22 protein-coding genes are annotated in these 25,035 nt (G+C 62.0%); 9 read left to right on the top strand and 13 right to left on the bottom strand.

Translation table 11 applies throughout. The annotated features are described in order from the left end of the window. Positions 1–6 precede the first annotated feature (6 nt). The 9 genes from G7047_RS06750 to G7047_RS06790 form a co-directional block, all read right to left on the bottom strand. Positions 7–975 carry a PDR/VanB family oxidoreductase gene (locus tag G7047_RS06750; RefSeq protein ID WP_166302541.1) on the bottom strand — a complete coding sequence of 323 codons (969 nt, stop codon included), beginning with the start codon at positions 973–975 and terminating at the stop codon, positions 7–9. Positions 976–977: 2 nt separating this feature from the next. Continuing rightward, complete coding sequence (locus tag G7047_RS06755) at positions 978–1,841, bottom strand: fumarylacetoacetate hydrolase family protein (protein WP_166302544.1); 864 nt, start codon at positions 1,839–1,841, stop codon at positions 978–980. After that, positions 1,838–2,872 carry a cupin domain-containing protein gene (locus G7047_RS06760; protein ID WP_166302549.1) on the bottom strand — a complete coding sequence of 345 codons (1,035 nt, stop codon included), beginning with the start codon at positions 2,870–2,872 and terminating at the stop codon, positions 1,838–1,840. The genes G7047_RS06755 and G7047_RS06760 overlap by 4 nt, the downstream gene beginning before the upstream one ends. A 10-nt stretch (positions 2,873–2,882) precedes the next feature. Continuing rightward, positions 2,883–3,869 carry an ABC transporter substrate-binding protein gene (locus G7047_RS06765; RefSeq protein ID WP_166302554.1) on the bottom strand — a complete coding sequence of 329 codons (987 nt, stop codon included), beginning with the start codon at positions 3,867–3,869 and terminating at the stop codon, positions 2,883–2,885. A gap of 40 nt (positions 3,870–3,909) precedes the next feature. Beyond that, complete coding sequence (locus G7047_RS06770; RefSeq protein WP_166302558.1) at positions 3,910–5,055, bottom strand: CaiB/BaiF CoA-transferase family protein; 1,146 nt, start codon at positions 5,053–5,055, stop codon at positions 3,910–3,912. A 12-nt stretch (positions 5,056–5,067) separates the two neighbouring features. Then, positions 5,068–6,240: an acyl-CoA dehydrogenase family protein gene (locus tag G7047_RS06775; protein WP_166302561.1), complete on the bottom strand. Its 1,173-nt coding sequence runs from the start codon at positions 6,238–6,240 to the stop codon at positions 5,068–5,070. Between the two features lie 126 nt (positions 6,241–6,366). Then, the gene (locus tag G7047_RS06780) at positions 6,367–7,569 is read right to left on the bottom strand and encodes a Rieske 2Fe-2S domain-containing protein (protein WP_166302565.1); all 1,203 of its coding nucleotides are present in this window, start codon (positions 7,567–7,569) and stop codon (positions 6,367–6,369) included. A gap of 29 nt (positions 7,570–7,598) precedes the next feature. Next, complete coding sequence (locus G7047_RS06785; RefSeq protein WP_166302570.1) at positions 7,599–8,516, bottom strand: SDR family NAD(P)-dependent oxidoreductase; 918 nt, start codon at positions 8,514–8,516, stop codon at positions 7,599–7,601. Between the two features lie 155 nt (positions 8,517–8,671). Continuing rightward, positions 8,672–9,163 carry a MarR family winged helix-turn-helix transcriptional regulator gene (locus tag G7047_RS06790; protein WP_166302574.1) on the bottom strand — a complete coding sequence of 164 codons (492 nt, stop codon included), beginning with the start codon at positions 9,161–9,163 and terminating at the stop codon, positions 8,672–8,674. Between the two features lie 245 nt (positions 9,164–9,408). On the opposite strand from G7047_RS06790, the gene G7047_RS06795 reads away from it, so the two are divergent. From G7047_RS06795 to maiA, 4 genes are all read left to right on the top strand, one after another. Next, positions 9,409–10,626, top strand: coding sequence for a 3-hydroxybenzoate 6-monooxygenase (locus G7047_RS06795; RefSeq protein ID WP_240939392.1), 1,218 nt, complete (start codon positions 9,409–9,411; stop codon positions 10,624–10,626). Between the two features lie 11 nt (positions 10,627–10,637). Then, on the top strand, positions 10,638–11,783 hold the full coding sequence (locus G7047_RS06800; protein ID WP_166302580.1) for a cupin domain-containing protein: 1,146 nt from the start codon (positions 10,638–10,640) through the stop codon (positions 11,781–11,783). A 67-nt stretch (positions 11,784–11,850) separates the two neighbouring features. Further along, complete coding sequence (locus G7047_RS06805) at positions 11,851–12,558, top strand: fumarylacetoacetate hydrolase family protein (protein ID WP_166302583.1); 708 nt, start codon at positions 11,851–11,853, stop codon at positions 12,556–12,558. 11 nt (positions 12,559–12,569) lie between these two features. Beyond that, complete coding sequence (gene maiA, locus G7047_RS06810) at positions 12,570–13,208, top strand: maleylacetoacetate isomerase (protein ID WP_166302586.1); 639 nt, start codon at positions 12,570–12,572, stop codon at positions 13,206–13,208. Between the two features lie 220 nt (positions 13,209–13,428). Here the strand turns inward: maiA and G7047_RS06815 are convergent, their stop codons facing one another. The 4 genes from G7047_RS06815 to G7047_RS06830 form a co-directional block, all read right to left on the bottom strand. Further along, positions 13,429–14,208, bottom strand: a complete 780-nt coding sequence (locus G7047_RS06815; RefSeq protein ID WP_166302589.1) for an anaerobic ribonucleoside-triphosphate reductase activating protein — start codon at positions 14,206–14,208, stop codon at positions 13,429–13,431. Then, the gene (gene nrdD / locus G7047_RS06820) at positions 14,187–14,381 is read right to left on the bottom strand and encodes an anaerobic ribonucleoside-triphosphate reductase (protein WP_166302592.1); all 195 of its coding nucleotides are present in this window, start codon (positions 14,379–14,381) and stop codon (positions 14,187–14,189) included. Before nrdD ends, G7047_RS06815 begins: the two co-directional genes overlap by 22 nt. Positions 14,382–14,414: 33 nt before the next feature. Then, positions 14,415–16,427, bottom strand: a complete 2,013-nt coding sequence (locus tag G7047_RS06825; protein ID WP_166302596.1) for a ribonucleoside triphosphate reductase — start codon at positions 16,425–16,427, stop codon at positions 14,415–14,417. 190 nt (positions 16,428–16,617) lie between these two features. Then, complete coding sequence (locus G7047_RS06830; RefSeq protein ID WP_166302600.1) at positions 16,618–18,039, bottom strand: short-chain fatty acyl-CoA regulator family protein; 1,422 nt, start codon at positions 18,037–18,039, stop codon at positions 16,618–16,620. A 117-nt stretch (positions 18,040–18,156) separates the two neighbouring features. Here G7047_RS06830 and G7047_RS06835 point away from each other — a divergent pair, with 117 nt between their 5' ends. The 5 genes from G7047_RS06835 (at position 18,157) to G7047_RS06855 (ending at position 24,947) form a co-directional block, all read left to right on the top strand. Beyond that, a complete protein-coding gene (locus G7047_RS06835; protein WP_166302605.1) occupies positions 18,157–18,555 on the top strand; it encodes an acyl-CoA thioesterase in 399 nt (132 codons plus the stop codon). After that, on the top strand, positions 18,552–19,721 hold the full coding sequence (gene prpC, locus G7047_RS06840) for a 2-methylcitrate synthase (RefSeq protein ID WP_166302609.1): 1,170 nt from the start codon (positions 18,552–18,554) through the stop codon (positions 19,719–19,721). Before G7047_RS06835 ends, prpC begins: the two co-directional genes overlap by 4 nt. An 83-nt stretch (positions 19,722–19,804) precedes the next feature. Beyond that, positions 19,805–22,444, top strand: coding sequence for a Fe/S-dependent 2-methylisocitrate dehydratase AcnD (gene acnD, locus G7047_RS06845; RefSeq protein ID WP_166302612.1), 2,640 nt, complete (start codon positions 19,805–19,807; stop codon positions 22,442–22,444). A 24-nt stretch (positions 22,445–22,468) separates the two neighbouring features. Further along, positions 22,469–23,659 (top strand): 2-methylaconitate cis-trans isomerase PrpF, encoded by a 1,191-nt coding sequence (gene prpF, locus G7047_RS06850; RefSeq protein WP_166302616.1) that lies wholly within the window; start codon positions 22,469–22,471, stop codon positions 23,657–23,659. Between the two features lie 235 nt (positions 23,660–23,894). Next, the gene (locus G7047_RS06855; RefSeq protein ID WP_166302619.1) at positions 23,895–24,947 is read left to right on the top strand and encodes a pirin family protein; all 1,053 of its coding nucleotides are present in this window, start codon (positions 23,895–23,897) and stop codon (positions 24,945–24,947) included. Positions 24,948–25,035: the final 88 nt, after the last annotated feature.

Genomic DNA, 25,035 nt, shown 5'->3' on the forward strand with positions numbered 1-25,035 from the left:
CGAGAATCACAGATCCAGCACGAGTCGCGAGCACTTGGCGCCCGAGCAGCAGACCATCATGGTCTTGTTGGCGGCACGTTCGGCCTCGGTGAGGATGGCGTCGCGGTGGTCCACCTCGCCTTCAAGCACGACGACCTCGCAGCAGCCGCAGATGCCCTCCTGGCAGGAAGAGTCCACGTTGATGCCGTTGTCCAGCAGCACCTTGAGCACGCTCGCGCCTTGCGGCACGACGAGATCGCGGCCGGAGCGGGCGAGCGTGATCACGAAGCCGCCATCGACAGAAGCCGCCTGCTTGGCCGCAAAGCGCTCGAGATGGATCTGCCCTGCCGGGAAACGCACCGCAGCGGCCGTCTCGTACGCGTCCAGCATGGGTGTGGGGCCGCAGCAGTAGAAATGTGTGCCGTCAGGTGCGGCGGCGACGATGGCGGGCAGGTTGAGAATCTTGCCAGCCTCTTCGTCGACATGCAGATGCACGCGATCCCCCATGGCCTGCAGCAGCGGCACAAAGGCGAGATCGGCGCGCGAACGCACGCTGTACCAGATCTCCCACGATGCACCGATGGCCTGCAGGCGCTGGGCCATGCACCAGATCGGCGTGATGCCGATGCCGCCTGCGATCAGCACCGTGTGTTTGGCATCTTCGTGGAGCGGGAAAAGGTTGCGCGGCATCGATACCGGTAGCAGGCTGCCCACGCGCAGCTGTTCGTGCACATAGCGCGAACCGCCACGGCTTTTGGCGTCGAGCTTCACGCCGACGACATAGGACACGGGCGCGTCGCCAGACTGCACCAGCGAATACGAGCGCGTGATGCCGTTGGCAAGATGCAGATCGATGTGCGAGCCCGGTGTCACCGAGGGCAGGGGGTTGCCGTTCGGGTCGGTGAGTTCGACCAGGTACGTGTCCTTGGCCGCATGGGTGATGGACTGCACGCGCAGCGTGAGCTTGTCGTGCGCGGTGGTGCTGTTGTCCGACATGCTCAGGCTCCCGCAGCTTCGACGCGCACGCGCATGTCGCCAATGGATTCGATGCGCGCATGCATCACGTCACCGGGAACGACCGGGCCCACGCCTTCGCAGGTGCCGGTCATGATCACATCGCCCGGATACAGCGTGTAGAAGCTCGACGCCCATTCGATCTGCTCGGCGATGTACATGATCATCTGCGACGAGTTGGTGATCTGGCGGGTCTCGCCGTTGACCGTGAGGTGCAGGTCGAGCTTCTGCGGGTCGGCGATCTCGTCGGCCGTCACCAGCCAGGGGCCGAGCACGGAGTAGGTATCGAGCGACTTGCGCAGCGAGCGGTCCTCGGGGCCGCGCACGGTCATATCCAGCGCTATGGAATAGCCCGCGATGCACGACAGCGCTTCTTCCTTGGACACGTTCGACACCTTCTTGCCGATGACGGCCGCGAGTTCGATCTCGTGGTGCGTCAGGCGCTCGGGCATGGTGATTCTCACGGCTTCGCTGCAGCCGATGAGTGAGCTGTTGGCCTTGAGAAAAAGGCCTTGCTCCTTCACGCCGCCTGTGTAGCGGTTGGTGAAGATGGCCACGTCGCGCTGGGCTTCTTCCACATGCGCTTGGTAGTTCACCGGCACGCCGATGATCTTGCCGGGTTGGGCCACGGGGCTGAGAAAGCGCACTGCGCTTGTGGACTGTGCCGTGGTTGAGGGCAGGATGCGTTCGATCTCCGCGCGCAACTGGGGTAGATTCGCGATGACCAGATCCCCGCTCACCTGTGGGTAGGACGGCGCGGGCAGCGCCTTCAGTGCGTCGGTGACGTCGTGCACTTGATCTTTCAGCACCACGCCGAGGCGGTGTTCGTTGAACCAGCAGATCTTCATTTTGTACCTTCTTCTTCAACGGGCGCTGCGGTGCCCAGTTCTTCGCGCAGCAGATTCAGGCGCTGCATCGCGTCGGCATCAGAGACCACGAACAGGCGTGCGTCCCGCCCGAAGGCGCTGTGCGATGCCCAGTTGTGCTGCGGCACGGTGAACACGTCGCGCGCCGACCAGCGGATGCGCTGTTCGCCGACCTGGCTCTCGCCTTCGCCCTCGACCACGGTGATCACCAGATTGGCGTTCGTGCGCATCGGGAGCGAGGTCGTGTCCACGTCGATCTGCATCATGCTGGCGTCGAGCAGCGCAAGCGCGCCCCGACCGTTCAGCGGGTTGATGTAGCGAACGCGGCGCAAGCCATCGGCACTCTTGGGTGCATGCTGCAGCGCGCCGACGACGTTGGCATAGGGATAGCGGAACACGGGCGAATGGTCCGTGCGGCCGAGTGTCACCAGCGGTGCCACGTTGGCATGGGCGAAGGCCGCGTCGGGCATGGTCACCGAAGGCTCGGTAATCGGACTTGGCTGGAACACCACCGAGCCCATGTGCATGTGCAGCGGCACGTCCAGCACGTCGAGCCAGACCACCGGCTCTGTGCCGTCGTGGCGGTGCTCGTGCCAGGTCATGCCGGGGGTCAGCACCAGATCGCCGAACTCCATCGGGCATTCCTTGCCGTCTACCAGCGTGATCACGCCCCAGCCCTCGAGCATGAAGCGCAGCGCGTTCATGGTGTGGCGGTGCGGGCGCGCGGTCTCGCCGGGCAGCAGGCACTGGTAGGCTGCGAGCACGTTGCCGCAGGTGTGCTCGTCCGCCAGCGACTGGGCCGCCGGGCTGAGCATCTGCAGCACGCGGCGCTGCACGGCCTGTGGTGATGTTTCCTGAAACGCCAGCTCGATCAGCGGGCGCATTTCGTTCCAGCGCCACAGATGACTGGGAACCGGGCCCGGCGGCGGCTTGTGCGCGTTCGGGCTGTTCCACAAAGGAGCCAGATGCGCAGCATGCCACTGCTGCAAGATTTGTTCGCTGCTCAAGGACATGGCGGATTCCTCAGAGGCTGAATTGCTCGAACGTGCCAGGGTGGAACAGGTCTTCTGGCGTGACCAGACGCGGCGACAGGCCTTGCGCGTGGTGGTGCTTGAAGAAGTTTTCCAACACGTGGCGGTTGGCCTTGATGCCGTATGACCAGTGGTCCTCGCCCATCAGGTCGCGCGCTTCCTTCAAGCGCTCTTCCACGAAGGGCAGCGTGATCTTGGTGGCCGAGGTTTCGGAGAGGTGCTCCAGCGCCTTGGTCTTGGATTCCGCAAACGCCTTGTAGATGGCGCCTGGCAGCCACGGATGGCGCTCGGCCAGTTCACGGCGCACACCCAGGATGTGCATGATCGGGAAGATGTTGGTGCGGCGGTAATAGTCCTTGGCGGCCTCGATCGGGTCGCGGAACAGCCAGCCGATGTGGGGCGTGCCGGCCGGAACGTCGGGCGCGCGCGGGGCCACGTAGCCGTCGATCTCGCCCTTGGCGAGCAGGCTGGAGATGGTCTCGCCTTCCGGCGCGTCTTCCACGCGCACGTTTTCGGGCAGCTTGATCTTGATTTTTTCGGGGCGACCGGCGTGTGACATGCCGCCCCGCACCCAGGTCACGTCCGATGGGGCAATGTCGTAGTCTTCCTGCAGGATCGCGCGCACCCAGACGTTGGCCGTCAGTTGGTACTCGGGCAGGCCGATCTTCTTGCCGCGCAGGTCTTCGGGCTTCTGGATGCGGTCGGTGCGGCAGTAGATGGCCGTGTGACGGAACGCGCGCGAGAGGAAAATCGGAATGCCGACGTAAGGGAAATTGCCTTGCGCGGCCTGCAGCGTGGAGCTGGACAGCGAGAGTTCGCAGATGTCGAATTCCTGACCGCGAAACGCGCGGAAGAAGATTTCCTCGGGCGACAGCGTCATGACGACGGGGTTCACGCCGTCGATCTGCACGGCGCCGTCGATGAGAGGGCGGCAGCGGTCGTAGTTGCCGATGGCGAGAGAGAGTTCGAGTTTGGACATATGGTGTTCAGCGTCTCTTATGGGTTTGTGGTGGCGAAGCTCAGTTCAAAGAGAACAAAGAGAACTCGCGTCGAATGGCTGCGGAGTGCTCGCCGAGAACCGGAGCGGCCAGCTCGGTCGGGCCACGTTCTCCGCCGATCTTCACCGGACGATGGATGGCGACGAGCTTGCCTTGCTCCGGGTGCTGAATCGTGTAGAACGGCTTGAGCGTCTGCACCTGCGGGTCCTGCATGACTTCGGGGACGGTCTTGACGGGAGCGAACGGCACGTCGGCTGCTGCAAGACGCGTTTCCCACTCGGCATACGGACGCTCGGCGAACACCTGGCCGACGAGCTCTGCGATCAGCGTGTAGTGCTGGGTGCGCAGTGCGGGCGTCTCGAAGCGTTCGTCGGTCAGCAGCTCGGGGCGTTCCAGTGCCGCGACGAAGGCGAGCCAGAATTTTTCGACCGATGACAGGTGCACGGCCAGCAACCTGCCATCCGCGCAGCGGAATGCGTAGGACTGCGAGATCGCCACGCGCGACATCGGCGTGGGCGCGGCGCCCAGACGGGTGAATTGCGAGAAGCCTTCGGGCGAGAACGCGATGGAGGCTTCGAGCATGTTGATCTCCACACGCTCGCCCCGGCCCGTGCGCTCGCGGGCGTGCAACGCGCCGAGAATGCCGTAGGCCGCATACATGCCGGTGATGTTGTCCGAGAGCGACGGGCCGTTGAGAATCGGCCGCTCGGGATCAAGCTTCTGGCTGGCGAGGCCACTGATGGCCAGCGCCACGGCGTCGTAGCAGGGGCGGTCCTTGTAGGGACCTTCGGCGCCGAAGCCGGTGATCGAGCAGTGGATCAGACGCGGATTCATCGCCTTGAGCACGTCGTCACCGAAACCGAGGCGCGGCAGTACGCCCGCACGGAAGTTGTCGAGCAGCACGTCGGCTTTGGCGATCAGCTTGGCCAGGTCGGCCTTGCCCGCTTCCGACTGCAGGTCGAGCTGGATGCTTTCCTTGTTGCGGTTGTAGGCCGCGAAGTGGGGGCTGTACAGCTTGCCCGCGTGGCGGCGGAACGGATCGCCGCCCTCGGGATGCTCCACCTTGATCACGCGTGCACCGAGATCAGCCAGCATCATGCCCGCGAGGGGGGCGGTCAGCACGGTGCCCAGTTCGATGACCAGAATGTCTTTCAGTGCGTCTTTCATGAGTCGCTCCGTTCAGGCGAAGTTCTTGAGAATCTGGCGGGCGAGCGTGGTGCGCAGCACCTCGGTCGGGCCTTCGGTGATGCGGTAGCTGCGCAGGTCGCGCCAGAAGCGCTCGATCGGTGTGTCCTGCGTGAGGCCCATGCCGCCGTGCAGTTGCATGCAGGTGTCGATGACGCGAAAGCCCATCTCCACGGCGAAGGTCTTGATCATGAAAGTCTCGAGCTTGGCGTCCACACCGGCTTCCACCTTGCGCGCCGCGTCATAGACCATGAGGCGCGAGGCGTAGACCTCGGTGAAGCCGTCGGCGAGCATCCATTGCACACCCTGGCGTTCGGACAGCGGCTCGCCGAATGTCGTGCGCTGCGAGGCATACGCGGCCGTGAGGCCAAGGCAGCGCTCGGCCGCGCCGATGCAGTGCGCGCCCTGACGGATGCGGCCGTGGTTGATGTAGCCCTGCGCCAATGCGAAGCCCTTGCCTTCGACACCCACCAGATTGCCGAAGGGGACGTCCACATCCTGCAGGGCGATCTCGCACGGCGAATCACCCATCACGGTTTTCTCGGAGCTGGCCAGCGTGACGCCCGCTGCCTTCATGTCCACGATGAAGCAGGAGATGCCGCCGCGCGCACCCTTCTCGGGATCGGTCACCGCCATCATCAGCGCGAAGTCGGCCTTGGCCGCACGCGTGATGAAGCGCTTCACGCCATTGAGGCGGTAGCCAGTTTCGGTCTTCACGGCACGCGTGCGCATGGTCGACGGATCGGAGCCCGCGTCGGGCTCGGTCTGTGCAAAGCAAAAGCGCTTGCGGCCTTCGACGACGGGGTAGAGATATTCTTTGCGCTGTGCCTCGTTCAATCCCATCAGGATCGGGCCAACCATCGGGCCGAAGAGGCCGTGGTCGCGCACCCAGGAGGCGACCGTGCTGCGGCCGACTTCTTCCCAGAAGACGGTCAGCGGCAATAGCGAGAGGCCTTGTCCGCCAATCTCTTCGGGCACGTCGAGCAGCCACAGACCGGCAGCCTTGGCGCGCTCGCGCACTTGCTGCGCGGTGGCGTCATCCAGCAGACCGGCGGAATCCAGCTTGTGCTCGAGCGGAATCAGTTCCTTCTCGACAAAACGGCGCACGGATTCGCGGAACATCAACAGCTCTTCGGGGAGCGCTTCGTGAGGGGTGAGGTCGGGCATCGACATACCTGAAAAAGAATCGAGAGGAAAAGCCGACAGGAGAGCGGCCTGGAGGCAGATAGTGCTCCGCGAGCACCGCCGTGGAGCTGCGGTGCTCGGCGGCGTCGCGGCGCAGGGGAAAGAGCGTCAGGCCTGTGCGGCGACTGCGGGCTCTTCTCCGGGCTGGTGCGGCAATTCGACGGGCTCGTCCAGCGACGACCAAGCCTTGATCGGTTGGCCTGCGCGCACCAGATCGAGCTCGCGCCAGAACAGCTTGCGCAGCGTGACGATGCCGAGGTCCGAGCGACCCAGGATTTCGTCTTCGCGCTTGGTCACGCGTTCTTGGCCACGGATGGACAGATAGTCCTGCGCAGCGGTCAGGCCCACGAAGGTGTCTTCGGGGTTCTTCCAGACGCGCGAGCCGAACAACGCGTCATGATGGTCGGCCGGGTCGTACTTGCCGTACTTGGCGAAGTAGGTCTTGAAGCGCATGCGCGAGGCCTCGCTGGCTCCCGGCGGCAGGCTGTAGATCATGAAGCGCGTGGTGTTCAGATCGTCGTTGGGCGTCATCCAGACGAACACGTCGAGCCATGGATCTTCGGGCGTCAGGCCCGGCACGGTGATGTGGTTGTTGTTCGGAAAGGTCCAGTCGCTCTGGCGCACGTTGTCCTTGCTGCGGCGCGCGGTCTGGCGTATGCCGGAGGCGGTTTCTTCGTAGCTGAGCTCGGGAATGCCGGTGGTCACGGCCTTGCCGAAAGCGCCCACGGTGAGCGCCATGTGCACGAAGCTCACGTGCACAGCGTCCATCGAGTTCTCGACCTGCTGGAACCAGTTGTTGTCCCAGCGCTCCATGCCGTTGGCGACGAGGGCGCCTTCACGCTCGGTCAGCAGCTTGCGGGGCAGATCGAATTCGGGCGCGTCGCCTTCACCTAGATAAGCGAACACCAGGCCCTGATATTCCTTGACGGGGTAACCGGCGATTTTGGTGCGCGGCATGCCGGTGTCGGCTTCGGCAGGGCGCTTGACGCAGGCGCCCGTGCTGTCGAACTGCCAGCCGTGGTAGATGCAGCGGATCTGTTCGCCATCGACCCAGCCGGTATGCAGCAGCGTGCGGCGGTGCGCGCAGCGTCCACCCACGAGATGCAGCTTGCCGCTCGCGCCGCGATAGAGCGTCAGCTCCTCGTGCATGATCTTGAGCGGAATGGCCGCGCCCACTTCCACGCTTTCACCGAGCGCGATGGGCTGCCAGAACTGGCGCATCAGCTTGCCCATGTCGGTCTCCGGGCCGCTTTCGGTGAGGCGGTTGAATTGCGCGGCGCGCGCGAGGCGACGTTCGTCGAGTTGACTCATTGTTTGTCTCCGGTGGGGTATTCGGTGGTTCAGACGGGCTCGCCCATCAGGTCGGTGAGCGGGCCTTGCGGTTCACCGAATTTCGTCCACTCGATGGAGCGGGCGTAGTCCTTGATGCTGAGCGGGTAATGACGGCCCGGCGACCAAGTGGGGTACTTGTGACGCAGTCCGCCATCGACGGCCATGTCTGATCCCGTCATGCAGGCCGATTCGTCCGACGCGAGGAACACGGTTGCCCACGCGAGATCGGCGGCGCGCGGAAAGCGGCGCAGCGGCATCTGGTCGAGGTATTCCTGGCGCGAGTAGAAGCCCTTGTTTGCGGGCACCTTCCATTCGGGGTTGAACATCTCGTCGCGCATCGTGCTCCATAGCTGGTGCTCCATGGAGCAGGGCGTGACGCTGTTCACGCGGATACCCAGATGCGCGAGGTCGAGCGCCGACGAACGCACGAAGCTCAGCAACCCGGCCTTGGCCGAGCAGTAGGCGGCACCGTCGGCCTCGCCGAAATGCGCGGCGGTCGAGAGGATGTGGATCATGCTGCCGCCGTTGCCCGACTCGATCATCGCCCGTGCGCAGTGCTGGGTGGTGATAAGCGCGGCGGTGGCGAAGCTCGCGACGGAGTCGTCCCAGTCGTCGTGCTTCATGTCGAGCACATGGCTCCAGTGCACGCGGCCGGCCATGTTCACCGAGATGTCGAGGCGGCCGTAGCGCGCTATGGTCTCGTCGACCGCGCGCTTGACGTCGGCATCGACGCGGGCATTGCCCTGCATCGCGAAGGCCTCAAGCCCTCGCTCGCGCAGAAAGTTGACCGTGTCGTTGGCGGCGGCTTCGCTCACGTCGGTGACGCAGACGCGCGCGCCTTCGCGGGCCATGAAGTGAGCAATCGTGCCGCCGATGTTGGGGCCCGCACCAAACACAATGGCGACCTTGTCCTTGAGTCTATCCATGACGCTTTTTCTCGTGAGTTGTCAGCAGTTGCCGGTATTGAAGAATCTGAAAATGATTCTCCGCGTCGGGCTACCGCGCAACAAGATGAGAAGCTCAGAGGCTGATATGCGCGAAGTGCATACCGGAGCGCGTCATGCCAAGGAAGAAGGCAGTATCAGTCGCCTTCGCTGCCGCTCTTGAAATGGCCGGTGGCCGGCGCACGCGCGAAGTCGCCATTGGCCTCGGTCAGAAACGCCAGCATCTCCATGAACTGCTTGCGCTTGCCGGGAGGCAATGGGTCGAGCATGCGCTCCTGCGCCTTGAGCACGGAGGGCTCGGCGGCGAGCAGCAGCTGCTGTCCGTCGGCGGTCACTTCGAGCATCTTGGAGCGACGGTCCTTGGGGTTGCTGATGCGCACGATGAGCCCGCGCGCTTCGAGCCGGTCGATCACGCTGCCGATGGTGGACGCGTCAAAGCCGATCAGCCGCGCCAGCGTGCGTTGATCGACTTGCGGCTTGCGCAGCACGGCCGACAGTGCGGCGTATTGCACCGGGGTCACGCCCCAGTGGGCGGTCTCTTCGACGAACACCGCCACCGCGATCTGTTGAAGGCGGCGGATGTGGTAACCGGGGTAATTTTCCAGTTCGGCAGGGGAATGTTTTTTCATGTCGTGCACCGTGGCGCGCTCGTTGTTTGGGGCTGATGGCAACGGCGTGCCCGGCAATTTGGCTCGCGGAATCATAGCGCCGTGCGCGCATGCGAAGCGCGCCAAGCATGTCTTCTTTCGGCGGATTTGAGCACAGTATCAGCATAAACCCTAGTGGTTGATTATGAAAAATAGACAGTACACTGATAATAAGCATACTGTTTAATTGGTTCGAATTCATGCTGGATAGAGGAGCGTTGTCAACGATGCGTGCATCAGATTTACCGGTGTTGGTGGTGGGTGGCGGCATTGGCGGAGTGGCTGCGGCGCTCTCGCTGGCGCGTTTGGGTTACGCGGTGAAGGTGCTGGAGCAGGCACCCGAGCTCGGAGAAATAGGCGCGGGCATTCAGCTTGGCCCGAATGCGTTTGCGGCGTTTGACGCGCTCGGCATCGGCGAGCTCGCCCGTGGCCGGGCGGTCTATACGGACGAGATGGTGATGCACGACGCGCTCGACGAGCGACTGGTCGGCCGCATCCCCACGGACGAGGCGTTCCGCGCGCGCTTCGGCAACCCCTACGCGGTGATTCATCGCGCGGACATCCACACCTCGCTGCTCGAAGGCGCGCGTGCGCACGGCAACATCGAGACGTTGACCGACACCCGCATCGAACGCATAGCGCAGGACGGCGAGGTGGTCAGGGTGTTCGACCAGCACGGCAACGCTTACAAGGGGCAGGCGCTGATCGGCGCGGATGGCGTGAAGTCTGTCGTTCGCGAGCACTACGTGGGCGATCCCGCGCGCGTGTCGGGCCATGTGGTGTATCGCGCGGTGGTCGAGAAGAACGAGTTTCCCGAAGATCTGCGCTGGAACGCGGCGAGCATCTGGGTTGGCCCCAACTACCACCTGGTGCACTACCCACTGCGCGGTGGCGAGCAGTACAACGTGGTGGTCACCTTCCACAGCCGCGAGACTGAGGAGTGGGGCGTGCGTGAAGGCAGCCGCGAAGAGGTGCAGAGCTACTACCGCGACTGCTGCCCGCGCGCGCACCAGTTGATCGATCTGCCCAAGAGCTGGAAGCGCTGGGCCACGGCGGACCGCGAGCCCATCGGCCAATGGACCTTCGGCCGCGCCACGCTGCTGGGCGACGCGGCCCACCCCACGTTGCAGTACATCGCCCAGGGCGCGTGCATGGCACTCGAAGACGCGGTGACGTTAGGCGAAGCCCTCGCTCATTGCGACCACGACTGGCCAAGCGCGCTGCAACTCTACGAGCGCTCACGCATCGCCCGCACCGCCCGCGTGGTGCTGTCGGCCCGCGAAATGGGCCGCATCTTTCACGCCAAGGGCGTGGAGCGCCTGGTGCGCAACGACCTGTGGACGGGCCGCTCGCCCGAGCGCTTTTACGACGCCATGGAGTGGCTCTACGGCTGGACCGTGGAGCGCTGCCTTGCGCTTGACAACGCCACCGCCGTTGCCGCTTGAAGGAGACAAACATGACCATTCAGAATGTGCAGAACGCCATCCCTTCGCCCCTCAAGCTTGCCGCCGTGTCTGCACCGGGCCAGCCCGAGCCGACACCCGAACTCGAGCGTCTGTATCGCGGCTTCGAGCAGGAAATGCTGGTGCCGCTGTGGACGCAGATCGGCGACCTCATGCCCGTCCATCCCGGCAGCAAGGCCGCACCGCATCTGTGGCGCTGGGACCATCTGCTCAAGCTGGCCGACGAGGCTGGACGCATCGTCGCGGTGGGCCGTGGCGGTGAGCGCCGCGCCATCGCGCTGGCCAATCCCGCGCTTGGCGGACGCCCCTTCGCCACGCCCAATCTGTGGGCCGCCATCCAATACCTGATGCCTGGCGAGAATGCTCCCGAGCACCGCCATTCGCAGCATGCGTTCCGCTTCGTGGTGGAAGGCGAGGGCGTGTGGACGGTGGTCAACGGCGATTCCATCCGCATGTCGCGCGGTGACTTTCTTCCGCAGGGCGGATGGAACTGGCACGCGCACCACAACGCGGCCACCGAACCGATGGCATGGATCGACGGTCTGGACATCCCGTTCGCCTACTACACCGAATCGCAGTTCTTCGAGCACGGCCGCATGCAGCTCAGCCCCGAGGAGAACACCACGCCCGAGTTCTCGCGCTCCGAGCGCCTCTGGGCCTATCCGGGTCTGCGCCCGGTGTCGCAGATGGAGGACTCCGTCGCCACGCCGCTGCTCGCCTACCGCTGGGTTGACACCGACCGCGCGTTAAATGAACAGCTGGCGCTGGAGGACGAGGGCTGCCCGGCGACGATCAGCCCAGGCCACGCTGCCGTGCGCTACTCCAACCCCACCAACGGCCGCGATGTGCTGCCCACCATCCGCTGCGAAATGCATCGCGTGAAGCGCGGTGCCCGCACGCTGACCAAGCGCGAAGTGGGCTCCGCCGTGTTCCAGGTGTTCGATGGCGAAGGCACCGTCACTGTCGGAAACCGCCAGTGGACCGTGCGCCGTGGCGACATGTTTGTCGTGCCGTCATGGCAACCCTTCACCGCGCAGTGTGACGCGGGCTGCGCCGCACTCGACATGTTCCGCTTTGCCGACACGCCGATCTACGAAGCCGTGCACGCCTACCGCTCGCAGGTGGACGCGCCGCGCTGATCGCGCATCTTCATTCCAACGAATTTCATCTCATCTCATTTCAATTCATTTTCAAAACGAGTTATCCATGACCGCTTCCAACTACCTCTGGTCCCCGTCTCCCGTTCAATCCCTGCCCGTGCGCGGCAGCGAGCAGCGCATGCCCATCCACCGCCTGTTCTTCGTGGGCCGCAACTACCATGCGCATGCCGTCGAAATGGGCCGTCCGGTGGACAAGAGCGTCGAGCGCCCGTTCTACTTCACCAAGGCCCCGCAGACGCTGACGCTGTCGGGCTCGACCGTGGCCTATCCGCCCGAAACCAAGAACTACCATTTCGAAATGGAACTCGTGATCGCCATCGGCAAGGCGGGCTTCCGCATCCCGGCAGAGCAGGCGCATGAATACATCTACGGCTATGCCTGCGGCCTCGACATGACGCGCCGCGATCTGCAACTCGTGGCGCGCGACAAGGGCCGCCCATGGGATCTGGGCAAGGACGTCGAGAACTCGTCCGTCTCCTCCGAAATCGTGCCCATGCCCGGCAAGGTGATCGAGTCCGGCCTGATCGAGCTGAGCGTCAACGGCCAGGTCAAGCAACAGTCCAACGTCGACAAGCTCATCTGGAACATCCGCGAACTCGTCGCCGACCTGTCCCTGTTCTACCACCTGCAACCCGGCGACCTGATCTACACAGGCACACCAGAAGGCGTGGGTGCCGTGCACCCCGGCGACAAGATCACCGGCCGCGTGGAAGGCGTCGGCACGCTCGAACTCACCGTCGGTCAGCCCGAATAAGGACGTTGGGAATGAAGCTCTACAGTTTCTTTCGCAGCGGCACCTCGCACCGCCTGCGCATCGCCCTCAACCTCAAGGGACTGACGCCGGACTACATCCCGGTGGACCTGCGTGTTGACGAGCAGGCACAGCCTTCGTTCAAAGGGGTGAACCCCCAGGGCCTGGTGCCTGCGCTGACGCTCGACGACGGCGAGACCCTGATCCAGTCCCCGGCCATCATCGAGTGGCTTGAAGAACGCTTCCCCGATCCGGCCTTGCTCCCCAAGGAGCCTGAAGCTCGCGCACATGTACGCGCTCTGGCGGCGATCATCGGTTGCGATGTGCACCCGATCAACAATCGCAGGATTCTGCAGTATCTGGGCAAGCAGTTGGGCGCGGACGAAACGCAGTTGAATGCATGGTGCTCAAACTGGATCACGGCGGGATTCGATGCCATTGAGGCTTTGCTGGCCAAGGACAACCAACGTGGTGCATTCTGCTTCGGATACGCACCTACCATCGCGGATGTCTACCTCATCCCCCAAATCGAAAGCGCTCGTCGCTTCAAGGTCGACATGGCGAATTGGCCATTGATCAGCGCAGTCGATCAGGCATGCAGCCCGCTCGCCGCATTTTCCAAAGCGGCACCGCTTGTGCAACCTGACGCTTGAGACGCAAGCATGCGTCAAGCGGATTCGTTCCAAAGTGCCTTGGCAAGTTCGAACCTGTGCAAGCTGACGTCTGCACTTCAACACACCAGCCTCCACCAAACCCGGCGTGACTCATCAGTGTCGTGATGAAGATTCCGTTTGGCAGACCATCCACATGCGATGCCCGATTAGCGCGATTTGAAACCTCTAAGCCTCTATTCGACGCGCCATTTTTATCGAGTCATGCTGCGTTGCGGCCCTGCGTGTGGGCGGGCTCGTTGCGAACGCTGAAGTGCTGGAATAGCTTGTCGATCTGTTGCAGCGTGGCAGGAGCGGGGTAGTCGATCTGGTGAGGAGCCGGTTGATGCGGTGTTGCACGTGCAAGTTGCAGGGCAAAGCGTTTCACGCCACGCGCTGCAAGTCCGCAGGACAATTGCAGCAAGGCGGAATCGTCCAGCCAAAGGGAGTGTGCCGTGGTCCTCACTTCATATTCGATGCCGGAAGAAAGTACCGACTGCAGGCAGGCCTCCGCCTTCAGTGCGCTTGCGCGAGCTCCTGCGATGCGTTCGTATTTGGTCACATCGTCAAGCGGCGCTTTGATGTCGAGACCTATCCAGTCGATGTGCGGGAGAATCTCCCGCATGCGGCGAGGATGTGTGCCTGCGCTGTGCAGTCCAATCGAAAATCCCAGTGCGCGAACCTGCATGATGGCCTCTTTCAGCATCGGATCGACCGTGGGTTCTCCGCCACTGAAGACCACCCCATCAAGCAGTCCCGTTCGTTTGTGGAGCCATTCGAGCAGGGGCGTCCAACGCATCTCCGAAGCGGACTTGCGTTGCTGCAGATGGGGGTTGTGACAATAGCCGCAACGTAGAGGACAACCCTGCACAAAAATGACTGCGCTGAGTCGCCCCGGAAAATCGATGCTGGTGAACGGCGTGAGCCCGCCTACGCGCAACTCACGTCGATGCACGGACGTATCGAATCCGTGGCCGGGCTTCAGTTCAATGGTGCGCAGCATGATTCATTGAAGTGCAGGCGCTCTGCAAACTCTCCCTGTTTTCCCACATTGAATGAGGCGACAGGACGGTGATAACCCATTACACGGGTCCATACTTCGCAAGGTTGGCGCTCTTCATTGTGCAGAACGGGGTGCGCCTGTGCGCTGGGATTCGTCTGGATCAGGTTGGACATGTGGGACTCCTTTGGAGTGGTTGAAAAAGTGGATCAAGCCGCTTCATGTTGCTTGCGCTTGAGAATCTGTTCATCGCATTTCGGGCAGTACTCGTGATGTCCTGAAAGGTAGCCGTGTGTAGGGCAGATCGAGAACGTGGGCGTCACCGTGATGTAGGGAAGTCGAAAGCGCGAGAGCGCGCGCCGCACCAGGTCGCTACAGGCTTGCGCACTCGATAGCCGCTCGTTCATATACAGGTGCAGCACGGTGCCGCCGGTGTATTTGCGCTGCAGGTCGTCCTGGCGTTCCAGGGCTTCGAATGGATCGTCCGTGTATCCCACCGGGAGTTGCGATGAATTGGTGTAGTACGGGTTCTGCAGCGTGCCCGCCTGCAGAATGCCGGGATGGCGCCGGAGGTCTTCTTTGGCAAAACGGTAAGTCGTTCCCTCAGCGGGTGTGGCCTCGAGGTTGTACATATGGCCTGTCTCTTCCTGGAATGCCACTATTCGCTCGCGCACATGGTCCAGCAGGCGGGTGGCGAAACCGTGCCCCGACTCCGTGGTGATGTCGTGTGCGCCTCTGGTGAAGTTGCGGATCATCTCGTTGATGCCGTTCACGCCCAGCGTCGAGAAGTGGTTGCGCAGCGTTCCGAGATAGCGTTGGGTGTATGGAAACAGGCCTTGGTCCATGAGTCGCTGAATCACCTTGCGCTTGATTTCCAGGCTTTGCTTTCCCAGTTCCAACAAGGTATCCAGTTGCGCGAACAATGCTTTTTCGTCGCCTGCATGGACATGGCCAAGGCGTGCGCAGTTGATGGTCACGACGCCGAGCGAGCCGGTTTGCTCTGCCGAGCCGAACAGTCCGTTGCCGCGCTTGAGCAGCTCGCGCAGATCGAGCTGAAGGCGGCAGCACATCGAGCGAATCTGGTGGGGCTTGAGTTCAGAATTGATAAAGTTCTGGAAGTAGGGAAGACCGTAACGTGCAGTCATCTCGAAGAGTGCCAGCGAGTTCGGGCTTTCCCAGTCGAAATCTTCGGTGATGTTGTAAGTGGGTATGGGAAAGGTGAACACGCGTCCCTTGACATCTCCCGTGGTCATCACATCGATGTAGGCCCTGTTGATGAGCGCCATCTCATCTTGCAGATCGCCATAGACAAACGGCATTTCCTCGCCAGCGATCACGGGCACCTGTTCACGCAGGTCTTCGGGACAAACCCAGTCAAACGTGAGATTGGTGAACGGCGTCTGCGTGCCCCAGCGCGAGGGCACGTTGAGGTTGTAGATAAGCTCCTGGAGACATTGCCTGACCTCGTGGTAGCCCAGTCGGTCCTTGCGCACATAGGGCGCGAGATAGGTGTCGAATGAACTGAAGGCTTGCGCACCTGCCCATTCGTTTTGCATGGTCCCCAGGAAGTTGACGATTTGCCCAACGGCGCTTGTGAGATGCTTTGGCGGGCCGGATTCGACCTTGCCCGCCACACCGTTCAAGCCTTCATGCAACAGGGTCCGCAGTGACCAGCCAGCGCAGTAGCCGCTGAGCATGTCGAGGTCGTGAATGTGCAGATCGGCCTCACGATGCGCCCGACTCACTTCGGGTGGGTAGACGTGGTTGAGCCAGTAGTTGGCCACGACTTTGCCGGACACATTGAGGATCAGTCCGCCCAGCGAGTAGCCCTGATTGGCGTTCGCGTTGACGCGCCAATCCGTCTGCTGCAGGTATTCGTTCATCGACGCTTCTACGTCCAGGAGACTGTTGCGTGTATCGCGCAGTTGTCGGTGTTGTTCGCGGTAGACGATGTAGGCGCGCAGGGTTTGGCGATGACCTGCATCCAGGAGTACGGCCTCAACGATGTCTTGAATTTGTTCGATGCGTGGGGTCGCCCCGGCATGCAACGCAAGCCGTGCAAGGACCCCATCGCGGGTTAGATTCTGCGCCGCTTTGGCGTCGAACTCTCCTGTCGCACCCCCTGCACGCGCAAGCGCAGATGAGATTTTTTGAGCGGAGAACTCTTTCAAGCTGCCATCGCGCTTGATGACGAACGATGGAGGGAGGGTGCGGTCAGACATGATGTGAAACGCTATATGTAGTGCTATGTGTGTATGCTAAGCACTAGATGTAGTGGTTTCAACCAGCGATGTCGCGAAGCCTGCCGATTTGATTCCCGCGTTAATGCAGATCAAACACCGAAGCGTATTTGCTGGACTCCTGCGCTGCTGTGCAGCTGGCGCAGGGCGAAATGACAAACACTCTCAAGATTCAATTGCCAAATCCATACGGTACGAAACGACTCGAGTTTTCATCGACGCTCAGGCCTTTGCCCACGTAAGGAAAGGCCCGCTGGGGACATTGATCACGTTCGCAGACTTTGCAGCCCATGCCGATCGGCGTGGCGGAATCCGGGTCGTTGAGGTCGAGTCCTTTGGCGTAGACGAGCCGCGATGCATGGCGAACGTCGCATCCGAGGCCAATGGAAAAGGTCTTGCGCGGAGAACCATAGCCGCGTTGTCCGCGCGAGACGGATCGTGCGACCCAGAGATAGCGGCGACCGTCGGGCATGCTGGCCAGTTGGCTCAGCACATGATCGGGTTGACCGAAGGCTTCATAGACATTCCATAGCGGGCAAGTGCCGCCCGTGCGGCTGAAGTGAAAATGGGTGGCCGACTGCCGCTTGGAAATGTTGCCCGCGCGGTCCACGCGCACAAAGAAAAACGGAACTCCCGGCGCGTCAAGCCGCTGCAGCGTGCTGAGCCGATGGCAGACCGTCTCGAAGCCCACACCGAAACGTTGGCCAAGCAGGTCGATGTCGTATCGCAAATCTTCGGCCGCTTCCAGAAACTGGCCATAGGGCAGCAGCAGGGCTCCGGCGAAATAGTTGGCGAGGCCCACCCGCGCCAGTTGGCGGGCTGCGTTGTCGTTGGCGAACTGCGGCGTATTGATCAGTTGATCGATGGTGTCGCCGATCTCGAGCAGCGCCAATTGTGTGCCCAGTTGAAATGCCTGCTGTGCGGGCTCCAGTGCCGAGGATAGTTGCAGCACGCGAGTGATCGGGTCAAAGTGGCGCTGGCTTTCGCGTGAATCGTGCAGAAAGCGTACCGATACGCGGTGGCGTTCTTCGAGACGGTGGATCAACCAACCCGAGAGCTGGCCGCCATGCGAACGCGATTCTCTGGACTCTCTGGCCAGGAGTTCAGCTGCGCGGTCGACTTCGTCGAAGTAGTTCTTGTGCAGAAAGAAAAAATCGCGGACCACTTCGAAGGGCATGACGCGCAGCACGCTGGCATCGGAACGATCATCGCCCAGTTTCAGCGACAACGTCTCGATTCGCTCCATTGCTTCGAGATGGCGACGGTGCAATGCGATGACTGCCCAGCCGAGCGCTGGCATCTGCGCGGCCACTTCCTGCAATTCCGGGAGCGCAATACCCTCTGAAGCATCGGCAAGTGCCTCGCGCAGACCTGCGACCAGTCGCGCTTCCTCATCTTCCGAAAATTGCTGGATGTCGACTCCCAGTGCCCGATTGAGCTTGAGGAGCACGGACACCGTCAAGGGGCGCTGATTCTGTTCGAGCTGGTTGAGATAGCTGGGCGACAAGCCCAGGGCATGTGCCAGACCGATCTGCGACAAGCCGCGCTCCGAGCGCAGTGTGCGCAGTTTCACGCCCATGAAAGTCTTTTTCATCGAAAGGTGTTCCTGAGAAATTCATTCGCAAAATTTGCAAAATCACCGAGGGTTGTTCGCAAAAGTTCGCTTTTTTAGTTCTATTCGAAACCGTGAGTTTTGCGTAAATTGCGAATCATGACAACACCCAACGGAACGGTAGAACTGCAGGAGTTGATCCTGCCGACGTTTGCCAATCACCACGGCACGCTGTTTGCGGGACAAGGCCTGCAATGGATGAGCAAGGCCGCCTTCCTTGCTGCGCGCAGCCTTGCCGAGCACGAAGTGGTGATGGTCAGCGTCACAGGCGTTGAGTTTTTGGCCCCCGTGCCTGTGGGCCATCGTCTTGTCTTGCGCGCCTGGGTCAGCAGAGTCGGGCGCAGCTCCATGACGGTGTGTGTCACCGGCCTGGCCGATCTTCCCGGCATTCCGCCGGAGGAGGTGCTCAAAGGCATCTTTGAAATGGTGGCTGTCGACATTCAGGGCCGCCCCGTTGCCATCCATTGTTCTTATCTGAATCAGGAGACCCCCGCATGAACACCACGACCTCGCAAGCGCCTGTCGCTTCCATCTTCAAACCCAAGAAGTCCGTTGCCCTGTCGGGCGTGACGGCTGGCAACACGGCACTGTGCACCGTGGGGCGCAGCGGCAATGATCTGCACTACCGCGGCTATGACATTCTGGACATCGCGGAGGTCTGCGAGTTTGAAGAAATCGCGCATCTGCTGGTGCACGGCAAGCTGCCTACGCGCGCAGAACTGCGGGCCTACAAGGACAAGCTCAGAGCCTTGCGCGGCCTGCCTGCAAGCGTGAAGCAGGCGCTGGAGCAGTTGCCTGCCGCCAGTCATCCCATGGACGTGATGCGCACCGGCGTGTCGGTGCTGGGATGCACGTTGCCGGAGAGGGATGACCACAACCTGCCGGGAGCCCGCGATATTGCCGATCGCCTCATGGCGTCGCTCGGTTCGATGCTGCTGTACTGGTATCACTTCAGCACATCGGGCAAGCGCATCGATGTGGAAACCGGAGACGACTCCATCGGCGCGCACTTCCTGCATTTGTTGCACGGTAAAAAGCCCTGCGCACTTTGGGAGCGTGCGATGCATACCTCGCTGAATCTTTATGCCGAGCACGAGTTCAACGCATCCACCTTCACCGCGCGCGTGGTGGCGGGCACGGGCAGCGATATGTACTCGTCGATCACGGGGGCCATCGGCGCACTGCGCGGACCCAAACATGGCGGGGCGAACGAGGTGGCCTTTGAAATCCAGAAGCGCTACGACAATCCCGAGGAGGCCGAAGCGGACATCCGCCGGCGGGTTGACAACAAGGAGGTCGTGATTGGTTTCGGTCACCCCGTCTACACGGTCAGCGATCCGCGCAATGGGGTCATCAAGGGGGTCGCCAGGCAGCTCTCGGAAGATGCGGGATCGACCAAGATGTTCGACATCGCGGCGCGTCTCGAATCGGTGATGTGGGAGGTGAAGACCATGTTCCCCAACCTCGATTGGTTCAGCGCTGTGAGCTACCACATGATGGGTGTGCCTACCGCCATGTTCACACCGCTCTTCGTGATTGCACGCACGAGCGGCTGGGCGGCGCACATCATCGAGCAGCGCGTGGACAACAAGATCATTCGTCCAAGCGCCAATTACACCGGCCCCGAAGACCAGACTTTTGTGCCCATCGAAGCGCGTGCATGATGCGTCACGCCGGTGCATGAATCGACTTCTTATTTTTCCGAGTAACCAGAGCGGGCGCTGCGCCCGTCCTGTTGTCAGACCCCATGAATTCAGAATACAGAAAACCACTTGCAGGCACTCGGCTTGACTATTTTGACGCGCGCGCGGCGATTGACGCAATGGCGCCCGATGCCTGGATGCAGTTGCCCTATACCGCACGCGTGCATGCCGAGAATCTGGTGCGCCGCGCCGATCCTGCGGATCTGGCCGACTACCTGCGCCAGCTCATCGAGCGTAAGCGCGAAATCGACTTTCCCTGGTATCCCGTGCGCGTGGTGTGCCACGACATTCTGGGGCAGACCGCGCTCGTCGATCTGGCCGGGCTGCGCGATGCGATTGCGAAAGAGGGGGGGAACCCGGCGGCGGTAAATCCTGTTGTGCCGGTGCAGCTCATCGTGGACCATTCGCTGGCTGTGGAGTGCGGCGGCTTCGATCCTGATGCCTTTGCAAAGAACCGCGCCATTGAGGATCGCCGCAACGAGGACCGTTTCCACTTTATCGAGTGGACGAAGAAGGCCTTTGCCAACGTGGACGTGATTCCTGCGGGTAACGGCATCATGCACCAGATCAATCTGGAGAAAATGTCGCCCGTGGTGTATGTGCAGGACGGCGTGGCATTCCCCGACACCTGCGTGGGTACCGACAGCCACACGCCGCACGTGGACGCGCTGGGTGTGATCGCGGTGGGCGTGGGGGGGCTCGAGGCCGAGAACGTGATGCTGGGTCGCGCTTCGTGGATGCGCCTGCCAGACATCGTCGGTGTCGCGTTGACGGGGTGTCGACAGCCGGGCATCACGGCGACCGACATCGTGCTCGCGCTGACCGAATTCCTGCGCAAGGAAAAAGTCGTCGGCGCCTATGTGGAGTTCTATGGCGAGGGTGCCGAGAGCCTGTCGATTGGCGACCGCGCGACCATCTCCAACATGTGCCCTGAATACGGCGCAACGGCTGCGCTGTTCGCCATCGATGAGCAGACGCTGGCCTACCTGCGGCTCACGGGCCGCGAAGAGCAGCAGGTGAAATTGGTCGAAACCTACGCCAAGGCCGCTGGTTTTTGGGTGGATACGTTGCGCGATGTGCGCTACGAGCGGGTGTTGACGTTTGATCTGACATCCGTGGCTCGCAACATGGCAGGGCCATCCAATCCCCATCGTCGCTTGCCGACGGCGCAGCTTGTGGATCGCGGCATCGCCGGTGCGATCAAGTTGGAAATGGCCCGCGCCGAAGAGGCCAAGGGCCTGCTGCCCGACGGCGCCGTGATCATCGCGGCCATCACCAGCTGCACCAATACCAGCAACCCGCGCAACGTGATCGCGGCGGCGCTGCTGGCGCGCAATGCGAACCGTCTGGGCATCGCACGCAAGCCCTGGGTGAAGACGTCGCTTGCGCCTGGATCGAAAGCCGTGGAACTGTATTTGCAAGAGGCAGGACTGCTGGATGATCTGGAGGCGCTGGGTTTTGGCATCGTCGCGTTTGCCTGCACGACCTGCAATGGAATGAGCGGCGCGCTCGACCCGAAGATTCAGCAGGAGATCATCGACCGCGATCTGTATGCGACTGCGGTGCTCTCGGGCAACCGCAATTTCGATGGTCGCATCCACCCCTATGCCAAGCAGGCGTTTCTCGCATCGCCGCCGCTGGTGGTGGCCTATGCGATTGCGGGCACGGTGCGTTTCGATATCGAGCGTGATGTGCTGGACGTCGTCGACGGAAAGGAAATCCGCCTGGCTGATCTCTGGCCCAGTGATGAGGAGATTGACGCCGTGGTACAGGCTGCTGTGAAGCCTGCCCAATACCGTGCGGTGTATGAGCCGATGTTCGCCATTCGTCAGGATGACGGGCAGAAGGCAGCGGCTCAGTATGCATGGCGCGCTCGATCCACCTACATTCGCAGACCGCCGTATTGGGATACGGAGGGTGTCGGTGCGCTAGCGGCCAATCCGCGCACGCTGACAGGCATGCGCCCTCTGGCGTTGCTGCCCGACAACATCACTACTGATCACCTCTCGCCGTCCAATGCCATCCTGGCGGACTCGGCTGCCGGTGAATATCTGGCGAAGATGGGTTTGCCCGAGGAAGACTTCAACTCCTACGCCACGCACCGCGGCGATCACCTGACCGCCATGCGCGCGACGTTCGCCAATCCGCAGCTCGTCAATGAGATGGCGGTCGTCGATGGGCAGGTGATGAAGGGATCGCTCGCGCGCATCGAGCCCGATGGCAAGGTGGTGCGCATGTGGGAGGCCATGGAGACTTATCTGGATCGCAGGCAGCCTCTGATCATCATCGCCGGGGCCGACTATGGTCAGGGCTCCAGCCGCGATTGGGCGGCCAAGGGCGTGCGACTGGCGGGGGTGGAAACGGTGGTTGCGGAGGGATTTGAGCGCATACATCGCACCAACCTGATCGGCATGGGGGTGCTGCCGCTGGAGTTCAAACCGGGAACGACGCGCAAGACACTGCGACTCGACGGCACGGAGACCTATGATGTGGTGGGCGAACGCACGCCCGGTGCCGATCTCGCACTGATCATCCGCCGTTCGAACGGCCAGACGGATCGGGTGGTGGTGACCTGCCGCCTTGATACGGCGGATGAGGTATCAGTGTACGAAGCCGGTGGCGTATTGCAGCGATTTGCCCAGGACTTTCTGGCGTCCAATCGAGCTGCGGCCATCGCGGCCTGAGCAGTCAAAAGCAATTGGTAGACCATGACAAAGCGATCTTCTCAAATCAAGATTCCTGCAACCTACATGCGCGGTGGTACCAGCAAGGGCGTGTTCTTCCATGTGAAGGACTTGCCTGAAGCCGCACAGCAGCCTGGCGCCGCGCGAGACGTCATCCTGCTGCGCACACTCGGCAGCCCAGACCCCTATGGCAAGCAGATCGACGGCATGGGCAATGCCTCATCGAGCACCAGCAAGGCGGTGATTCTGGCGCGCAGCACGCGTGCCGAACACGATGTGGACTACCTGTTCGGCCAGGTTTCCATCGACAGGCCGTTGGTGGACTGGAGTGGCAACTGCGGCAATCTGTCGGCGGCGGTCGGACCTTGCGCCATCCATATGGGTTTGATCGATGCGGATCGCATTCCCGAGAACGGTTTGTGCTCCATCCGCATCTGGCAGGCCAACATCGGCAAGACCATCATCGCGCATGTCCCCATCACCAACGGCCAGGCGCAGGAGACGGGCGAGTTCGAGCTTGATGGTGTGACCTTTCCCGCCGCCGAAGTGCAGCTCGAATTTCTCGATCCAGCCGATGACGCAGAGGAAGGCGGGGCCATGTTTCCCACTGGCCACGTGGTCGATCGCCTTGATGTGCGCGGGGTCGGCAGTTTGGATGTCACCTTGATCAACGCCGGTATTCCCACCATCTTTTTGAACGCCCGCGACATCGGCTACATGGGCACAGAATTGCAGAGCGTGATCAATGGGGACTCCGCAGCGCTTGCGCGATTCGAGACCATCCGTGCACATGGGGCACTCAAGATGGGCCTGATCAAGACTCTCGCAGAGGCCGCTACACGCCAGCACACGCCCAAGATCGCCTTCGTTGCACCGCCCGCGAGCTACACGGCATCCAGCGGAAAACGCGTCGAGGCGCAGAATGTGGATCTGCTTGTGCGTGCGCTGTCAATGGGGCAACTGCACCACGCGATGATGGGCACGGCGGCGGTCGCCATCGGCGCGGCGGCAGCGATTCCTGGTACGTTGGTCAATCTGGCTGCACGTGGCGGCGAACATTCTTCCGTGCGCTTTGGTCATCCCTCGGGCACATTGCGAGTGGGAGCCGAGGCGGAGATGCAAAACGGCCAATGGGTGGTCACCAAGGCCCTGATGAGCCGCAGCGCGCGCATCCTCATGGAAGGCAGTGTGCGAGTGCCGGGTGATTGCTTCTGACTGGATCAATTGATTGGAGAGTGGCTGGCGGCGTATGGCCCGACCATGATGAGCTTTCATCAGGAGGTGATACCCGTCTTGCGTGACTGCCAGCCTCTCCCGGTTTGGAGGCTGGTCAAGTCTCATGGCGAATGACCGCCAATCATTGCTCACCGGCACCAGCATGGTAAAACCAGCGGGTCAGACGTACATCTGGCCCGTTCTTTTGTGCTCTCTAACGATACAGGTGCTTCTCATGATTCATCCCATCGCTGACAACCCCATTTTGGAATGCGTGGACTTGAGCTGGCCTTGGGTGGGCATCGATCCGTTTTTGCTGTGTGCCCACCATATCGAGCACTACCCATCGGGTGATGCGCAATATGCCGTGCCGCTGGAGCATCGCCAAGGCCACCCCGCTGGCAAAGACTACGCCAACCCCGACGGCTACAGTCTGTATGCGGGCGCAGACGGCATGCCCGGCTTTCCCAATCACCCCCACCGGGGGATGGAAACCGTCTCCATCCTGCGCAGAGGGTTTATCGACCACGCCGACTCGCTGGGCAACAGCGGTCGGTATGGACCGGGCGATGTGCAATGGATGACGGCGGGCGGTGGCATTCAGCATGCCGAGATGTTCCCCCTTTTGCACCAAGACCAGCCCAACGAATTTGAGCTGTTCCAGGTCTGGCTGAACATGCCCGGCCATAAAAAGATGGTGGGCCCATCATACAAAATGATGTGGGCAGAGCAGATCCCGCACTACCGCCACGAGGGGGTAAATGTGCATATCGTCGCTGGTGGTTACCAGCCGCAAGAAGACGCCAGCGCGCCCTTCATTGAGCCCTTGTCGCCTACACCCGACACCTGGGCTGCCGATCCGCAGTCCGAACTGGCCATCTGGGTCATCACCATCGCCCCCGGTGCCCGCATCACCCTGCCACCGGCAACGCGCCCGGATAGCCAACGCACGCTGTTTGCCTATGAGGGCAACGGCCTGCTCGTCGCCGGGCAAGACGTGGGCGCCAATCGCCGCGTTCGTGTCGTCGCACAAGCTCCGCTGCCACTGAGTAATCGGAGCGTTCAGCCTGTGCAACTGATGCTGATGCAAGGCGTTCCCCTTGGCGAGCCCGTCATTCGTTCCACGGTCTACGTCACCAACACCATCGAAGAACTTCACCAAGCCAAGCGTGACTTTCAGCGTACTGGATTTGGTGGTTGGCCTTGGGAGACGCGTCAGCCCATGCATGGGCCGGGCTTTCAGCGCTTTGCCCAATACGCGGGGCACGCGGAACGCGAATTGCCCTGAGAGATGGGCTTGTCGGCTTTCCGAGTTGCTGCTGCAGGGATGAAATGGTGTTCACTCATGGCTTTCTTAGTCAACATTTCTGCCCAGC

The organism is Diaphorobacter sp. HDW4A (assembly GCF_011305995.1).
Classification (GTDB): domain Bacteria; phylum Pseudomonadota; class Gammaproteobacteria; order Burkholderiales; family Burkholderiaceae_C; genus Diaphorobacter_A.

What these genes read in the sequence shown, in the direction of transcription:
- G7047_RS06830 (WP_166302600.1), bottom strand. Translation starts at nt 18,039, where the DNA reads ATGAAAAAGACTTTCATGGGCGTGAAACTGCGCACACTGCGCTCGGAG.
- G7047_RS06780 (WP_166302565.1), bottom strand. Translation starts at nt 7,569, where the DNA reads ATGAGTCAACTCGACGAACGTCGCCTCGCGCGCGCCGCGCAATTCAAC.
- prpC (WP_166302609.1), top strand. Translation starts at nt 18,552, where the DNA reads ATGAACACCACGACCTCGCAAGCGCCTGTCGCTTCCATCTTCAAACCC.
- G7047_RS06770 (WP_166302558.1), bottom strand. Translation starts at nt 5,055, where the DNA reads ATGAAAGACGCACTGAAAGACATTCTGGTCATCGAACTGGGCACCGTG.
- G7047_RS06855 (WP_166302619.1), top strand. Translation starts at nt 23,895, where the DNA reads ATGATTCATCCCATCGCTGACAACCCCATTTTGGAATGCGTGGACTTG.
- acnD (WP_166302612.1), top strand. Translation starts at nt 19,805, where the DNA reads ATGAATTCAGAATACAGAAAACCACTTGCAGGCACTCGGCTTGACTAT.
- G7047_RS06785 (WP_166302570.1), bottom strand. Translation starts at nt 8,516, where the DNA reads ATGGATAGACTCAAGGACAAGGTCGCCATTGTGTTTGGTGCGGGCCCC.
- G7047_RS06795 (WP_240939392.1), top strand. Translation starts at nt 9,409, where the DNA reads ATGCGTGCATCAGATTTACCGGTGTTGGTGGTGGGTGGCGGCATTGGC.
- G7047_RS06755 (WP_166302544.1), bottom strand. Translation starts at nt 1,841, where the DNA reads ATGAAGATCTGCTGGTTCAACGAACACCGCCTCGGCGTGGTGCTGAAA.
- G7047_RS06775 (WP_166302561.1), bottom strand. Translation starts at nt 6,240, where the DNA reads ATGCCCGACCTCACCCCTCACGAAGCGCTCCCCGAAGAGCTGTTGATG.
- nrdD (WP_166302592.1), bottom strand. Translation starts at nt 14,381, where the DNA reads ATGTCCAACCTGATCCAGACGAATCCCAGCGCACAGGCGCACCCCGTT.
- G7047_RS06790 (WP_166302574.1), bottom strand. Translation starts at nt 9,163, where the DNA reads ATGAAAAAACATTCCCCTGCCGAACTGGAAAATTACCCCGGTTACCAC.
- G7047_RS06815 (WP_166302589.1), bottom strand. Translation starts at nt 14,208, where the DNA reads ATGCTGCGCACCATTGAACTGAAGCCCGGCCACGGATTCGATACGTCC.
- G7047_RS06800 (WP_166302580.1), top strand. Translation starts at nt 10,638, where the DNA reads ATGACCATTCAGAATGTGCAGAACGCCATCCCTTCGCCCCTCAAGCTT.
- G7047_RS06750 (WP_166302541.1), bottom strand. Translation starts at nt 975, where the DNA reads ATGTCGGACAACAGCACCACCGCGCACGACAAGCTCACGCTGCGCGTG.
- G7047_RS06825 (WP_166302596.1), bottom strand. Translation starts at nt 16,427, where the DNA reads ATGTCTGACCGCACCCTCCCTCCATCGTTCGTCATCAAGCGCGATGGC.
- G7047_RS06760 (WP_166302549.1), bottom strand. Translation starts at nt 2,872, where the DNA reads ATGTCCTTGAGCAGCGAACAAATCTTGCAGCAGTGGCATGCTGCGCAT.
- maiA (WP_166302586.1), top strand. Translation starts at nt 12,570, where the DNA reads ATGAAGCTCTACAGTTTCTTTCGCAGCGGCACCTCGCACCGCCTGCGC.
- G7047_RS06835 (WP_166302605.1), top strand. Translation starts at nt 18,157, where the DNA reads ATGACAACACCCAACGGAACGGTAGAACTGCAGGAGTTGATCCTGCCG.
- G7047_RS06765 (WP_166302554.1), bottom strand. Translation starts at nt 3,869, where the DNA reads ATGTCCAAACTCGAACTCTCTCTCGCCATCGGCAACTACGACCGCTGC.
- G7047_RS06805 (WP_166302583.1), top strand. Translation starts at nt 11,851, where the DNA reads ATGACCGCTTCCAACTACCTCTGGTCCCCGTCTCCCGTTCAATCCCTG.
- prpF (WP_166302616.1), top strand. Translation starts at nt 22,469, where the DNA reads ATGACAAAGCGATCTTCTCAAATCAAGATTCCTGCAACCTACATGCGC.